Origin of the sequence: Kribbella sp. CA-247076 (genome assembly GCF_050942445.1) — a bacterium.
GTDB lineage: Bacteria > Actinomycetota > Actinomycetes > Propionibacteriales > Kribbellaceae > Kribbella.
This window is the reverse complement of sequence record NZ_CP192051.1, coordinates 5,424,907-5,439,107: the sequence shown is the minus strand read 5'-3', so window position 1 is coordinate 5,439,107 and position 14,201 is coordinate 5,424,907. Positions and strand designations below refer to the sequence as shown.

The 14,201-nt window shown below is 68.9% G+C and carries 13 protein-coding genes and 1 tRNA gene; 10 read left to right on the top strand and 4 right to left on the bottom strand.

Annotation, left to right across the window (positions count from 1 at the left end):
- Position 1: 1 nt before the first annotated feature.
- Positions 2-619, top strand: coding sequence for a maleylpyruvate isomerase family mycothiol-dependent enzyme (locus ACQPYZ_RS25585; RefSeq protein ID WP_433160561.1), 618 nt, complete (start codon positions 2-4; stop codon positions 617-619).
- Between the two features lies 1 nt (position 620).
- On the opposite strand, the gene ACQPYZ_RS25580 is transcribed toward ACQPYZ_RS25585, so the two are convergent.
- The 3 genes from ACQPYZ_RS25580 to ACQPYZ_RS25570 all read right to left on the bottom strand — a co-directional run bounded on the left by ACQPYZ_RS25580 (position 621) and on the right by ACQPYZ_RS25570 (position 4,691).
- On the bottom strand, positions 621-2,138 hold the full coding sequence (locus ACQPYZ_RS25580) for a carboxylesterase/lipase family protein (protein WP_433169754.1): 1,518 nt from the start codon (positions 2,136-2,138) through the stop codon (positions 621-623).
- A 245-nt stretch (positions 2,139-2,383) separates the two neighbouring features.
- Positions 2,384-2,962 (bottom strand): hypothetical protein, encoded by a 579-nt coding sequence (locus ACQPYZ_RS25575; protein ID WP_433160559.1) that lies wholly within the window; start codon positions 2,960-2,962, stop codon positions 2,384-2,386.
- Positions 2,963-2,984: 22 nt separating this feature from the next.
- The gene (locus ACQPYZ_RS25570) at positions 2,985-4,691 is read right to left on the bottom strand and encodes a hypothetical protein (protein WP_433160557.1); all 1,707 of its coding nucleotides are present in this window, start codon (positions 4,689-4,691) and stop codon (positions 2,985-2,987) included.
- Positions 4,692-5,106: 415 nt separating this feature from the next.
- Between ACQPYZ_RS25570 and ACQPYZ_RS25565 the strand changes: the two genes are divergently transcribed.
- Positions 5,107-5,874: a DDE-type integrase/transposase/recombinase gene (locus tag ACQPYZ_RS25565; protein WP_433160555.1), complete on the top strand. Its 768-nt coding sequence runs from the start codon at positions 5,107-5,109 to the stop codon at positions 5,872-5,874.
- Positions 5,850-6,311 carry an integrase core domain-containing protein gene (locus ACQPYZ_RS25560; RefSeq protein ID WP_433160553.1) on the top strand — a complete coding sequence of 154 codons (462 nt, stop codon included), beginning with the start codon at positions 5,850-5,852 and terminating at the stop codon, positions 6,309-6,311. The genes ACQPYZ_RS25565 and ACQPYZ_RS25560 overlap by 25 nt, the downstream gene beginning before the upstream one ends.
- 54 nt (positions 6,312-6,365) lie before the next feature.
- Here ACQPYZ_RS25560 and ACQPYZ_RS25555 read toward each other — a convergent pair.
- Positions 6,366-6,437 (bottom strand) — tRNA-Arg (locus ACQPYZ_RS25555).
- 193 nt (positions 6,438-6,630) lie between these two features.
- Between ACQPYZ_RS25555 and ACQPYZ_RS25550 the strand changes: the two genes are divergently transcribed.
- The 7 genes from ACQPYZ_RS25550 to thrB all read left to right on the top strand — a co-directional run bounded on the left by ACQPYZ_RS25550 (position 6,631) and on the right by thrB (position 13,893).
- Entirely contained in the window at positions 6,631-6,816 is a 186-nt protein-coding gene (locus tag ACQPYZ_RS25550) for a PspC domain-containing protein (protein WP_433160552.1), read from the top strand.
- Positions 6,817-6,860: 44 nt separating this feature from the next.
- On the top strand, positions 6,861-7,391 hold the full coding sequence (locus ACQPYZ_RS25545) for a hypothetical protein (protein WP_433160551.1): 531 nt from the start codon (positions 6,861-6,863) through the stop codon (positions 7,389-7,391).
- A gap of 62 nt (positions 7,392-7,453) precedes the next feature.
- Complete coding sequence (argS, locus tag ACQPYZ_RS25540) at positions 7,454-9,112, top strand: arginine--tRNA ligase (protein WP_433160550.1); 1,659 nt, start codon at positions 7,454-7,456, stop codon at positions 9,110-9,112.
- Positions 9,109-10,515, top strand: coding sequence for a diaminopimelate decarboxylase (gene lysA / locus ACQPYZ_RS25535; protein WP_433160548.1), 1,407 nt, complete (start codon positions 9,109-9,111; stop codon positions 10,513-10,515). The genes argS and lysA overlap by 4 nt, the downstream gene beginning before the upstream one ends.
- Positions 10,512-11,804 (top strand): homoserine dehydrogenase, encoded by a 1,293-nt coding sequence (locus ACQPYZ_RS25530; protein ID WP_433160546.1) that lies wholly within the window; start codon positions 10,512-10,514, stop codon positions 11,802-11,804. Before lysA ends, ACQPYZ_RS25530 begins: the two co-directional genes overlap by 4 nt.
- Before the next feature lie 5 nt (positions 11,805-11,809).
- The gene (gene thrC / locus ACQPYZ_RS25525) at positions 11,810-12,874 is read left to right on the top strand and encodes a threonine synthase (RefSeq protein WP_433160544.1); all 1,065 of its coding nucleotides are present in this window, start codon (positions 11,810-11,812) and stop codon (positions 12,872-12,874) included.
- 149 nt (positions 12,875-13,023) lie between these two features.
- On the top strand, positions 13,024-13,893 hold the full coding sequence (gene thrB, locus ACQPYZ_RS25520) for a homoserine kinase (protein WP_433169752.1): 870 nt from the start codon (positions 13,024-13,026) through the stop codon (positions 13,891-13,893).
- Positions 13,894-14,201 lie beyond the last annotated feature (308 nt).

Here is a 14,201-nt window from a genome sequence, read left to right as displayed (position 1 = left end):
CATGACAGACATCAGAGCTGCTGTGGCCGCGGAGCGCACCGAGCTCGCCGCGCTGCTGAGTGACCTGCCCGCGGAGGACTGGGACAGACCGACGTTGTGCGCCGGGTGGCGGGTGCGAGAGCTGGTAGCCCACATCACCATGCCGTACCGGTCGTCCATGCCCCGGTTCCTGCTCGGCATGGTCAAGGCACGCGGCAAGTTCGACGTGTACGCCGACCGGCAGGCCCGCCAGGACGCGGCCGACCTGTCCGCGGCCGAACTGACGGAGTCCCTGCGGCAGAACGTCGACCACCCCTGGAAGCCACCGGGCGGCGGCTACGAGGGCGCGCTCTCGCACGACGTGATCCACGGCCTCGACCTCACGGTCGGCCTGGGCATCGACCGCTCCGTACCCGCGGACCGTTTGCACCTCATCCTTGACGACCTCAAGCCCCGGCAGCTCAAGTACTTCGGCGTGGACCTGACCGGCATCCAGCTCCGTGCCACCGACCTCGACTGGAGCCACGGAACCGGGGAGGTCCTGTCCGGCAAGGCGCAGGACCTCCTTCTGGTTCTGTGCGGCCGCACCCTTCCCGTGGACCACCTGACGGGCAAGTCCGCCGACCGCTTCACCCGATGAGTCAGCGGGGGAGGTCCTGCCAGAAGCCGCAGTGGTGCTTGGCGGCGTACGGCGTCGGGGCGATAGCGGTGGTGGACAGGCCGAGGACAGTGCCGCTGTGGTTGAAGGCACGCCAGTGTGGACGGTCGTGGCCGTTCGGGTTGCCGGTGCGGGCGAACGCGCTCCAGTAGCCGATCATCGTGGCCGACAGCCGTTCCTGCTCGGGCGTGAGCGGCGGGTACGGGTTCTGCGGCATGTTGACGTTCCACAGGTAGGGCAGGTCCTGGCTGTGGTACGCGCCGAGCGGGAACCCGTCGGGCAGCACCCGCCCGCTGTCCTCGGCGAACTCGTAGGCGTAGACGGGCTGACGAACGGCGGCAGCCTGCGCCGTCCGCAGTACCGGACAGGCACCGATGAAGCCGCCCCAGTCGCCGAGCGCGGTCGCCAACGCGAGCGCCGGCGTGCTGGTCACCGGATACTTCGCGAGTACGTCGTCCGCCCGGTCGCCGAACGTCTCGACCATCATCGCGCGGTACCGCTCCGCGGTGAGCGAGGACTCCCGCGAGACGAACCCGCGCATCTCGTCGGCGGTGCCACCGATGAGGAGCGGTACTCGGGCGGCGGTGCCCGTCCGCAGCGCCTCACCGGGTTGCTGGGGGAGGACCGGCGTACCCGCTGCCGGGCCCCAGGGCCGGTCGCCGGCTCGGCCGTTCACCGGCGGCAAACCGGCCAGGGCCTTGAGCACTTCGGCCGGTGGGAGTGCACGCAGACAAGCGGCGACGTCGGGTGCCGTGCTGCAGCCGAGGTCAGCGGTCGCCTTGGCTCCGAACGCTCGTGCCTCCGCCAGCGTGGGCACTCGGTTCTCGCAGGCGCCGCTCTGGGTGATCGCCCGGTCGAAGAGGCCTCTTCCGAGTGGTGAGGCCAGCAAGGCACACACCGATCGCGCTCCGGCGGACTGGCCGGCCAGGGTGACGTTGCCGGGGTCTCCACCGAAGCCGGCGGCGTTACGCCGTACCCAGCGCAGGGCTGCGGCTTGGTCCATCAGGCCGTAGTTCCCCTGGCCGAGAGCGGGGGAGGAGAGGTAGCCGAGCGCGCCGAGGCGATAGTTGACCGTGACAACCATCAGCCGGCCGGACGTGGCCAACCTGGTGCCGTCGTACTCCTGCGACGCACCGCTAACGAAGCCACCACCCGGCAGGTACACCAGCACCGGCAGCCGCTCACCCGGTCGCACCCGACGCGGCACCTTCACATCGAGATAAAGGCAGTCCTCCGCGCCAACCGCACCACCCTGCTGCGGACACGGCGTGCTCGGCGCAACCGCGTCCCTGACCCCCGACCACGGCTCCACCCCACCGGGTGGACGCCACCGCCGCTCACCAACCGGCGAAGCCGCGTACGGAACCCCCGTATAGCTGACGTGATCGGCCCCCACACTCCCCCGCAACCACCCCGACTCCACCCGAACCACACCACCGGCCGCAGGTAACGGAGTCCCGGCCAGAACCGCGATCAGAGCCGCAACAACACCAGGAATCATCATGCCAAAAGTCTTCCGACCCCCAGCCCCCAGCACGTCCGCACACAGTCCTGACCTCGGCTACCGCACCGGGCGCAGAAGTCGCCGCGGTGACTACGCCCGCCGGAGTATCAGGTCGATCAGTTTGAACAGCAGCTCAGGCTCAGCGGGACAGTTCGTCGACAAGTCGGTGCGGGCTGAATGACCAGATGTGCAACGTCGCGGCCTTGCCGCCAAGTTGGCAGGCAAGGCCGCGAACGAGTGGGCTACTTGCTCGGAGTGCTGTTCGGTGGCTCCTCTATCTTGTAGACGGCCTCTAGCGTTTGCTTGAGCGCCCGACCCTTCTGCTTGTATCCGACTACCACCCCGCTTGCTTCCAGGGGGCGCTGGTCGGTTGACACGCGGAAGTGCAGCAGAATCACATCGTCAAGCGTTTGCCCTGCCTGCAGGCTGACGCCCTTGGCGGGGCTCGATGGGCGCTTTGTTGGATCGAGAGCGTCTCCACTGCCGGTGTCCCATGCGATCGGGACTCCGTTGGCAAAGGTGTGGCGCTTGAAGATCCTGGCCTCCACGAACTCGAAACCCGGGGATGCCGTGGCAGGCGCGACATTCTCAATGGAGAGCTGGGCATCAGATCGGTTTGTCGGCGCAGGCGCAAGGAACCATGCCTCCTCACCCGAACGAACCGTGGTCAGACCCGCCGTTGGAACGCTGCCGTCGTCGACCAGCGCAGCGCCCGTACCGGCATCTTCCGGATCGTCTCGGCCGTTGGCAGCGACTACGACGAGAGCCACACCGATGACAACAGCTACAGTGGCGGCCGCTACCACGCGGTTCTTTTTCACCTGGATGCCCCTTCAGCGATCACTAGTAGCTGTAGAAGACCTTCATCCCTGCACCGATCGGCTCGTACCCGAAGATGGTATGGGAAATGGACTGATTGCCTGCCGTGATGCGCTGCCGGCGACTGCCGGTCCGCAGCGTTGTCGACGTGACAGAGAATCCGAAGGCGGTCACCGATCCGCTCGTGCCCTTCGTATGTTCCGAGGACAGGACGAAGTACCCGCCCTTTACCAGGCCGGCTTTGTACGGTGCCTCTCTCCATCCGTAGTACGTGTCGTAGCTGGAGACGTCGGCACCGTAGACGCCGGCATATCCACCGCTGGGAACCGCAACCTTCTCCGCCATCATCGAGTTGTACTTGTACACGAGCTTCTTGACGCCGCTGATCATCGTGCACTGATAGATGGTGTAGAAGCCGTAGGCGACGGGAACCTTCCACTCCTTCGACCAGTTCGGTCCCTTGGTGAAACCGGTTGAGAAGCCGAAGTTGTTGCCGACGAAGACCGAGCCCCCGACTGACCAGTTCGTGCCGCCGTTGTAGCTGAGGCCCTTCGTCAGGGTGCTTCCCGCTGTGTAGCTGTAGTCGACCCCTCCGATCGCGTCTCGTGCGGCGTGGGACTCGAGCACCGTGGTGTACCCCACTGTGCCCTTCGTTCTGTACATGTAGAGGTTGTTCTCGATCAGGCACTCGTCTCCGGGCGCGTCCTCCAAGTCGGCCAGTGCGGCCGACGTTTCGTCGGCCGACGGGCTCCAGACCGGTTGGCTGGTGTAGTCGCTGTTGCCGATGCGCCGCGCTTCCGCGGTCCCGGTGTCGCCCGGGCGACCGGTAACGTCCGGTGCCCCGAAGAAGGTTGGCTTGTTGTGTGCGGCCTGCTCAGCCGTAAGCTGCGGCCCGTCGGAGGCGGGTGCGTTCGACGCCGGCGCCTGCTCGGGCGGGTGCGGCAGTTCGCTCAGCCGGCGAACGGGCAGGAGCGGCGCCGACGGGACAGCGGAATTCGCTGCTGCAACGGCCGCAGCCGTCATGGTTCCGCCGACCGCGACGCCGGTGGAGAAGGTCGAGGCTGCGGTCATCGCGCGGAGTCGCCCAGTACCTGGATCACGCGCAACGCCGTCGGCGACGGCTTCCAGGTTGAGAACTCCGTCGTTGTCGGCGGCCCATTTCTGCAGGTCACTGGGCAGCGACGCGAGAACGACGGACCAGGTCCCGTCGGCACTCGTCGTCGTCTTCGCCAGAGGCGCTGTCACGGCATCGACGCCGCCCATTCGTATCGGGTACACCGCCACAGGAAGACTTGCAGCAGGTGAACCGTCTGCCTCGACGAATCGACCGCCGACGTGTGTCTCATTGCCCGCAGCCGACTTGCCGACGCCGGGAGCCGAGGCGTTGCGCGCCCCGAAGGAGTAGACACGAGGCGCGCTCTTGTTGCCGTCAGCATCAACGACGGTCATCACCAACTGATGCCATCCCGGCTTCGGAGTCAACTCGAACTGGGTCATCGCTCGCGAACCCCGCACCGAGAAGAACCGATCCGGCTCGGGCCGGCCATCGACGGTGAGCTTCAGGCGTTTGGCATCAGGCTCTGCTGAGGTGACCGTGAAGGTCGCCGGACCGACGCTGGCGCCTGTCTGCCATTCAGGGAAGGCGTCGGAATCGACATAAAGAACGCCGGCAGCCGGCTGCGTGGACGTTCCCGCTGACGCCGCCATCGGGATGGCAATGGGGATCGTCACCGACGCCAACGCCAGCAACGTTCGATGGACGCCGGTGACTATGTCGGAGATGTCACGACTTGCACACATACAGCAACTAGTACATAGATTGTATGGGCTCCTCGTAACTCCATGTAGCCGCCGTGGAATCTCCAGGAGTGTTTGTCAGTCGGAGTCGACTGGACGCTGGGACCAACGGTCGGCTCGCAGATCACGGGGCGACGACACCCGGGGCGGTCGATGAAGCGCGATAAGCGCGCAGAGCAGGGTGGGTGGGTGCGGCTGGCGAGCGGGCGACGAAGGAGCACGCGTAGCGGCTGCGGGGGTCTTTCATCAGTCGCCCAGAAGACGGCGCCCCCGGCAGTGTTGTGGTTCAGGACATCGGAATGGGGTGTCTCAAGACATCGGAATGGGTTGAGGGCTTGACCGTTGGTGGGTGTCGAAGCGGCGGTTGGTGATCATGGCGGTGCTGGCGGGGCGTTCGCAGTCGGAAGTCGCCCGTGTGTACGGGGTGTCGCAGGGCTGGATCAGCCGGTTGCTGGCCCGGTACGCAGTCGAGGGCGAGGCGGTGTTCGAGCCGCGGTCGCGGCGGCCGGAGACCTCACCGCGGTCGACCCCGGCCGAGACCATCGAGGTGGTGCTGGCGCTGCGCAAGCAGCTGGTCGAGGCGGGCCTGGACGCCGGGGCGGACACGATCGGCTGGCACCTGGAACACCACCATGGCGTGCGGTTGTCGCGGGCGACGATCCACCGGATCCTGACCCGGGCCGGCGCGGTGGTGCCGGACCCGGGGAAGCGGCCGCGGTCGTCGTACCTGCGGTTCGCCGCCGAACAGCCCAACGAGTGCTGGCAGTCCGACTTCACCCACTACCGGCTGGCCACCGCCGGGGGCCGTCCCGGCGCGGATGTGGAGATCATCACCTGGCTGGACGACCACTCGCGCTATGCCCTGTCGGTGACCGCCCACGTCCGGGTCACCGGGGCGATCGTGGTCGCGTCGTTTCGTGAAACCGTTGCCCAGTACGGGATCCCGGCGTCCACGTTGACCGACAACGGGATGGTCTACACGACCAGGTTGTCGGGCGGGAAGGGCGGCCGCAACGGCCTCGAGACCGAACTGCGCCGCCTGAACATCGTTCAGAAGAACTCCCGCCCCAACCCCCCAACACGTGCGGGAAGGTGGAGCGGTTCCAGCAGACGCTGAAGAAGTGGCTGCGTGCCCAACCCACCCAGCCGGGCACCCTGGCCGAGCTCCAGACACTGCTCGACACCTTCGTCGCCTACTACAACCGCCACCGCCCGCACCGGTCACTCCCGCACCGTGCCACCCCAGCGGTCACCTACCACGCCCGCCCCAAAGCCACCCCCACCGCCGACCGCACCGGCGAGGTCCACCACCGGGTCCGCACCGACCGCGTCGACGACACCGGCGCCGTCTCACTGCGCCGCGCCGGACGCCTGCACCACATCGGCATCGGCCGAACCCACGCCCGAACACCCGTCCTGCTGCTGATCCAGGACCTGCACATCACCGTCATCAACGCCGCCACCGGCGAACTGCTGCGCGAACTGGTCCTCGACCCCGCCAAGGACTACCAGCCCCGCGGACTCCCACCCGGACCCCGCCCCAAAAACACATAGCTCCGAACCTGTTGCAGGTTCGGAGCTATGCCGATGTCCTGAGACATCACACGGCGCCCCCGGCAGGATTCGAACCTGCGCACCCGCCTCCGGAGGGCGGTGCTCTATCCCCTGAGCTACGGGGGCTCAGGAACGTGCAGAACAGTAGCAGGAAACTCGAGTGAATCCCGAATCGGGGACCGGTGCGTCGGGTGGGTACCGGAGGGGGAGGGGAGGGACACCCTGACGGGACCCTGGAAGCCCGGTGCGGCGGGATCACGTCACGCCGGGACGGCGTCATAGTGGATGTCAGCCCATCAGTGAAAGGAACTCGGTACCCATGGCTAGCTCTTTGGTCCGCCCCTCCAACGGTCGCATGATCGGCGGTGTCTGCGCCGGACTGGCTCGCCGGTTCGGGATGTCGGCGAGCACGATGCGGCTCATCTTCGTGGTCAGCTGTCTGCTGCCCGGCCCGCAGATCCTGATCTACCTCGCGCTCTGGATCGTGATGCCGTCGGAGCGCTGACCCCCGGCGAGCCCCGGCCCGGGCGCCATGGCAACCTGCTCTCCATGAGAGCAGGCAGGTGGCGCCGGGCGGGTGCGACGGCAGCCGCTCTGTTCCTCGTCGGCAGTGTGACCGGCGGTTGCCAGGTCGGTCCCGCGCCGCCCGGTCCGGCCGAGCTCCGGACCGGGGCGCCGCCGTGGGACGTGCCCCGCGACGCGGTCTCGTACATCGACAAGGCCGGTCTCGAGCGTCTCCCGCTCGACTTCTCCGGCCCGTCGCCGTACACGCTGATCGTCTCGGTCACGGTCGACGGCAAGCCGGTGAAGATCCCGGCCGGGATCGGTGTCGACCGCATCCGGGCGGAGCAGGCCGCCGTCCACACGCACACCGACGACGGCCTGGTGTACGTCGAGGCCAAGACCACCGGTGAGCGCCCGACGCTCGCGCAGTTCTTCACGCTCTGGGGAGTGCGGTACGACGCCCGCTGCCTGGGCGATGCCTGTGGGTCACTCACAGTCACCGTGAACGGCGAGAAGGCCGCCTGGGACGCTCCGCTCACGCCGAAGAAGCACATCGCGGTGAGCGCGGCCGGCTGACGGCGTACCGGGCTGTGGATGCTGAGTCAAGGGTCAGGGGCCGCGGCCATTAGGCTGATCCGGTGACTCCGGAACAGCTCGCTGAGAAGATCCTCCAGGCCTTGGCCGCGCTCGCCGACGACGGCACCATCACCGTCGAGGGCGGGCTGCCGCGCGAGCTGAAGGTCGAGCGCCCCAAGAACCCCGAGCACGGGGACTACGCCACCAACGTCGCCATGCAGCTGGGCAAGCGTGCCGGGCTGAATCCGCGCCGGTTCGCCGAGTTGCTGGCCGCCAAGCTCCAGGACGACCCTGCGATCACCGCGGTCGAGATCGCCGGCCCGGGCTTCATCAACCTCAGGGTCGCGGCCGATGCCCAGGGCAAGGTCGCGCAGGCGATCGTGGACGCCGGCCCGGACTACGGCCGCACCGACACCCTGCACGGCCAGACGGTGAACCTGGAGTTCATCTCCGCCAACCCGACCGGCCCGCTGCACCTCGGTCACACCCGCTGGGCCGCCGTCGGTGACGCGCTCGCCCGGGTGCTCGCCGCGGCCGGGGCGGTGGTCACCCGCGAGTTCTACATCAACGACCGCGGCGCGCAGATGGACAAGTTCGGCGCCAGCCTGCAGGCCGCCGCCCTCGGCCGGCCGATCCCCGAGGACGGCTACCACGGCGAGTACATCGTCGACCTGGCCAAGCAGATCGTCGCCGAGGTGCCGGCCGTCAGCGATCTGCCCGAGGACGAGCAGCTGATCGCCTTCCGCGAGGCCGGGTACGAGCGCCAGCTCAAGGAGCAGCAGTCCCAGCTCGAGCACTTCCGGACGAACTTCGACGTCTGGTTCTCCGAGCGCAGCCTGCACGAGCAGGACGGCGTCGGCCACGCGATCGACAAGCTCCGCGAGCAGGGCCACCTGTACGACGCCGACGACGCGCTGTGGATGCGGACGACCGACTTCACCGACGACAAGGACCGGGTGCTGATCCGGTCCAACGGCGAACCGACGTACTTCGCCTCCGACGCGGCGTACTACGTGAACAAGCGCGAGCGCGGGTTCGACGTCTGCATCTATCTGCTCGGCGCCGACCACCACGGGTACGTGAACCGGCTGAAGGCGATCGCGGCCTGCGCCGGCGACGACCCCGAGCACAACATCGAGATCCTGATCGGCCAGCTGGTGAAGATCCTCAAGGGTGGCGAGGAGATGCGGCTGTCCAAGCGGGCCGGCACGATCGTCACGCTGGCCGAGCTGGTCGAGGAGGGCGGCGTCGACCCGCTGCGCTACACGCTCTGCCGCTACCCGGCCGACTCGCCGCTGACGCTGGACATCGAGGAGATGACCCGGCAGGCGAGTGAGAACCCGGTGTACTACGTCCAGTACGCGCACGCCCGGCTCGCGTCGATCCTGCGGAACGCCGACGAGCTCGGCATCAAGCTGGACGAGTTCGACCCGGGTCTGCTCAGCCACGAGCGCGAGGGCGATCTGCTCCGGGCGCTGGCCGAGTTCCCCCGCATCGTCGCCACCGCCGCCGAGCTGCGCGAGCCGCACCGGATCGCCCGCTACCTGGAGGACACGGCGTCGGCGTTCCACAAGTTCTACGACAGCTGCCGCGTGCTGCCGCGCGGCGACGAGGAGGTGGAGCCGGTGCACAAGGCTCGCCTGACCCTGGTCGGCGCGACCAGGACCGTGCTCGCCAACGGGCTCGACCTGCTCGGCGTCTCCGCTCCGGAGCGGATGTGAGGGCGCACGAGGCGGGCGCGCTGCACGCGGACATCGGGCACCGCGGCCCGGCCTGGCTGCGCGCACCGCGCGACGTCAACGACCTCGTCCCGCAGCTGTGGTCGTCCACGGCCAAGAAGACCGCGGAGGGTTCGCTGGTCGTCGGCGGCGTCGACGCCCGTGACCTGGTGGCCGAGCACGGCAGCCCGGCGTACGTGCTGGACGAGGACGACTTCCGCGCCCGGGCCCGCGCCTTCAAGCACGCCTTCAAGGACTTCGACGTCTACTACGCGGGCAAGGCGTTCCTCTGTACGACGGTCGTCCGCTGGGTGATGGAGGAAGGCCTCAACCTGGACGTCTGCACCGGGGGCGAGCTGGCCGTCGCGCTGCGGGCCGGGGCCGACCCGAAGCGGCTGGGGTTCCACGGCAACAACAAGTCCGAGTCCGAGCTGGCCCGGGCGCTGGACGCCGGGGTCGGGCGGATCATCGTCGACTCGCTGTTCGAGATCGACCGGCTGATCGAGCTCGCTCGCGAGCGGGACACGGTCGCGCCGGTGATGGTCCGGGTGACCGCGGGCGTCGAGGCGCACACCCACGAATACATCGCGACCGCGCACGAGGACCAGAAGTTCGGTTTCTCGATCACCTCCGGCGCGGCCTTCGAAGCCGTTGCCCGGGTCAACGAAGCGGCCGAGCTCGAGCTGCTCGGGCTGCACTCGCACATCGGCTCGCAGATCTTCGACTCGTCCGGGTTCGAGGTGGCCGCGCGGCGCGTGCTCGCCTTGCACGCAAGGGTTTCCGAGGAGCTCGGCGTGGACATGCCGGAGCTCGACCTCGGTGGTGGGTTCGGCATCGCCTACACCACCCAGGACGACCCGTCCGACCCGGCGCAGCTCGCCACCGAGATGGGCAAGATCGTCGAGCACGAGTGCCGGGCGTTCCAGATCGACGTACCGAAGGTGTCGATCGAGCCCGGGCGCGCGATCGTCGGCCCGGCCGTCTGCACGGTCTACACGGTCGGCACGGTCAAGGAGGTCGAGCTCGACGCCGGCGCGTCCCGGACGTACGTGTCCGTCGACGGCGGGATGAGCGACAACATCCGTACGGCGCTGTACGACGCCGACTACTCCTGCACCCTCGCCAACCGGTACTCCGGCAGCGAGCCCACGCTGGCGCGGATCGTCGGCAAGCACTGCGAGTCCGGCGACATCGTGGTGAAGGACGAGTTCGTGCCGTCGGACGTCCGCCCGGGCGACCTGGTCGCCGTCCCGGGGACGGGGGCGTACTGCCGGTCGATGGCGAGCAACTACAACCACGTGCCGCGACCACCGGTGATCGCGGTCAAGGACGGTCACACCCGGGTCGTCGTACGGCGCGAGACCGAGGACGACCTGCTGGCACTGGACATGGGAGTCTCGCAGTGAACGACAAACCCCTGAAGGTGGGCCTGCTCGGTTGCGGCGTGGTCGGCACCGAGGTGGTGCGGATCCTGACCGAGCAGGCGGACCATCTCGCCGCCCGCGTGGGCGCCCGGCTGGAGATCGCCGGGATCGCGGTCCGGCGGCCGGGGCGCGCCCGCGACATCGCGGTCGACCCGGCGCTGATCACCACCGACGCGCAGGCCCTGGTGTCGCGCGGCGACCTGGACCTGGTGATCGAGGTGATCGGCGGCCTCGAGCCGGCCCGCGGCCTGATCCTGTCCGCGCTCGAGCACGGCGCGTCCGTGGTGACCGCGAACAAGGCGCTGCTCGCCGAGGACGGGCCGACGCTGTTCGCCGCCGCGGAGAAGTACGAGCGGGACGTGTACTTCGAGGCCGCGGTGGCCGGCGCGATCCCGATCCTGCGGCCGTTGCGTGAGTCGCTCGCCGGCGACGACGTGACCCGGGTGATGGGCATCGTCAACGGCACCACGAACTACATCCTCGACAAGATGGACACCACCGGCGCCGGCTTCGACGAGGCGCTCGAGGAGGCCCAGGCGCTCGGGTACGCCGAGGCCGACCCGACCGCCGACATCGAGGGCTTCGACGCGGCCGCCAAGGCCGCCCTGCTGGCGAGTCTGGCCTTCCACACCAGGGTTTCCATCGCCGACGTCCACCGCGAGGGCATCACCGAGGTGTCCGCGACCGACATCGCCTCGGCCCGCGAGATGGGCTGCGTGGTGAAGTCGCTGGCGATCTGCGAGCTGGACGAGGCGACCGACTCGGTCAGCGCCCGGGTGTACCCGGCGATGATCCCGGCCACGCATCCGTTGGCCAGTGTTCGGGACGCGTACAACGCCGTGTTCGTGGAAAGCAAGGCGGCCGGCCAGCTGATGTTCTATGGTCGTGGTGCCGGCGGCGCCCCGACGGCCAGTGCAGTCCTCGGGGATCTCGTGTCCGCCGCGCGCAACCGGCTCAAGGGTGTGCCGGGGGTCGGCGAGTCGTCGTACACCCAGCGGGCCGTGCGGCCGATGGGTGACGCGACGACCCGCTACCACGTGTCCCTGGACGTGGCCGACAAAGCCGGTGTGCTGGCGGCGGTGGCGCACGCCTTCGCCGAGCACGACGTGTCCATCCAGACCGTCCGGCAAGAAGGCCGGGGCAGTGACGCGCAGCTGGTGGTGGTGACCCACACCGCGACCGACGCCGCGTTGTCCGCGACCGTGGAGACCCTGCGTGACATGGACATCGTTCGGGAAGTCAGCAGTGTGATGCGGGTAGAAGGCGAGTAACCACCATGGCCCACCAGTGGCGAGGCGTGATCGAGGAATACCGCGACCGGTTGCCGGTCTCGACCGACACTCCGGTCGTGACGCTCGGCGAGGGCGGGACGCCGCTGGTGGCCGCGCAGTGGCTCAGCGAGCAGACCAACTGCGAGGTCTGGCTGAAGGTCGAGGGCAACAACCCGACCGGCTCGTTCAAGGACCGCGGGATGACGGTCGCGATCTCGCTCGCCGCCCAGGCCGGCGACAAGGCCGTCGTCTGCGCGTCGACCGGCAACACCTCGGCCTCCGCGGCCGCGTACGCCGTCCGCGCCGGGCTGCTCCCGCTGGTGCTGATCCCGGCCGGCCGGATCGCGAAGGGCAAGCTCGCCCAGGCGATCGTGCACGGCTCCCAACTGGTGTCGATCGACGGCGGCTTCGACGACTGCCTGCGGATCGTCCGCGAGCTCGGCAAGAACTACCCGGTCGCGCTGGTGAACTCGGTGAACCCGGTCCGCCTGGAAGGCCAGAAGACAGCCGCCTTCGAGGTGTGCGATGCACTCGGCGACGCCCCGGACCTGCACGTGCTGCCGGTGGGCAACGCGGGCAACATCGCGGCCTACTGGAAGGGCTACCAGGAGTACGCCGCGGACAAGGTCGCCTCGAAGACCCCGCGGATGTGGGGATTCCAGGCCGAGGGTGCGGCCCCGATCGTGCGCAAGGCGGTCGTCGAGCAGCCGGACACCGCGGCGACCGCGATCCGGGTCGGCAACCCGGCCTCCTGGACGCTGGCCGAGGCCGCGCGGGACGAGTCCGGCGGCAGGATCGAGATGGTCACCGACGAGCAGATCCTGACCGCGCAACGTGAGCTGGCCGCCCGCGAGGGGGTGTTCGTGGAGCCCGCGTCGGCGGCGGGTGTGGCCGGTCTGCTGCACGCGAAGGCGCAGGGGTGGCTGGATGGCGGCTCGACCGTGGTGATCACCGTCACCGGTCACGGGCTGAAGGACATCGACACCGCGCTCGACCACGCCAAGGCGGTCGACTCCCCAGTGACCCCGGCCGACACCGACGCCGTCGCCCGCGTCGCCGGCCTGATCTGACGGTCACCGCGATGGAAAACGGCAAGGACAAAACCCCAGAGGGCGGCGCGAACACGGCTGCGGCGGCCGGCTCAGGGGTGGCTGCGGGGGCGGGCACGGGCTTGGCGGGCGGTGCGGAGAGCGGGGAGCGTCGGCGGCCGTGTGATCAGGTGCGGGTGCGGGTTCCGGCGACGAGTGCGAATCTCGGGCCGGGGTTCGACGCGTTCGGCCTCGCGCTCACCCTGTACGACGACCTGATCGTCACCCCGGGCGGATCCGGGATGACGGTCCAGGTGACCGGTTCCGGCGAGGGCGAAGTACCCCTGGACGAGTCGCATCTCGTGGTCCGGTCGATCCGTCGCGGACTCGAGGACCTCGGTGCGGCGGTGCCCGGGTTCACGTTGCGCTGCGAGAACCGGATTCCGCACGGTCGCGGGCTCGGGTCGTCGTCGGCCGCGATCGTCGGCGGTCTCGCGGCGGCGTACGGACTGGCCGGCGTACCGGTGGACCGGGAGCGGCTCGTCGTCCTCGCGAACGAGCTCGAAGGGCACCCGGACAACGTGGCCGCGGCGGCGCTCGGTGGGTTCACAATCGCTTGGACAGAAGGGGAAACGGGCCGCGCGGTGCGGTTGGCGACGACCGACGGTCTGGCCGCGGTGGCGTACGTACCCGACAACCGCGTGCTGACCAAGGAGGCGCGCGGGTTGCTGCCGGGCGTCGTACCTCACACCGATGCTTCGGCGAACTCCGGGAAGGCGGCGTTGCTGGTCGCGGCGCTCACCACACGGCCGGAGTTGCTGCTCACGGCGACCGAGGACAGGCTGCACCAGGAGTACCGCGAGCCCGCGATGCCGGAGAGCCTGGCGCTCGTGCACAAACTGCGGGCGAGCGGGCTGGCCGCGGTCGTCAGTGGCGCCGGCCCGACGGTCGTCGTGCTGGGTGCCGCCGACCGGAGCTGTCCGCCGCCGGACGGCTGGGAGCGGCACGACCTGCGGATCGATCCAGTCGGTGTACAGGTCTGGTCCATGGAAGCCGGCTGAGACCGGAATACCCGGCCACTGACACGCGTTGCAACCCCTGAGTCAGCAGAACGACCCGATGTGGTGCTAGTCTCGACTCACCCGATCCCCTCCAGGTGATCGGTGAACTCTCGTCACGATCCGGGCTGTGCTCCCGGCACCCTGTGTTGTGTGGCGACCCTCCTGTGGATTTGACCTTGCGCCGCCTGCGTCGGAGATGTCCGGGGGGACTCAGATCGAGCGAGAGCCTCTTGTGCCCACGTAGCCACCGCAGCCGGAAGAGTCGGCACCGCGTCGGTCGTGGGTGATGAAACGGTCGGTGCGTTCGA

Coding starts and splice junctions, on each gene's coding strand:
- ACQPYZ_RS25585 (WP_433160561.1), top strand. CDS start 2: ATGACAGACATCAGAGCTGCTGTGGCCGCGGAGCGCACCGAGCTCGCC.
- ACQPYZ_RS25580 (WP_433169754.1), bottom strand. CDS start 2,138: ATGATTCCTGGTGTTGTTGCGGCTCTGATCGCGGTTCTGGCCGGGACT.
- ACQPYZ_RS25550 (WP_433160552.1), top strand. CDS start 6,631: ATGGCTAGCTCTTTGGTCCGCCCCTCCAACGGTCGCATGATCGGCGGT.
- ACQPYZ_RS25545 (WP_433160551.1), top strand. CDS start 6,861: ATGAGAGCAGGCAGGTGGCGCCGGGCGGGTGCGACGGCAGCCGCTCTG.
- thrC (WP_433160544.1), top strand. CDS start 11,810: ATGGCCCACCAGTGGCGAGGCGTGATCGAGGAATACCGCGACCGGTTG.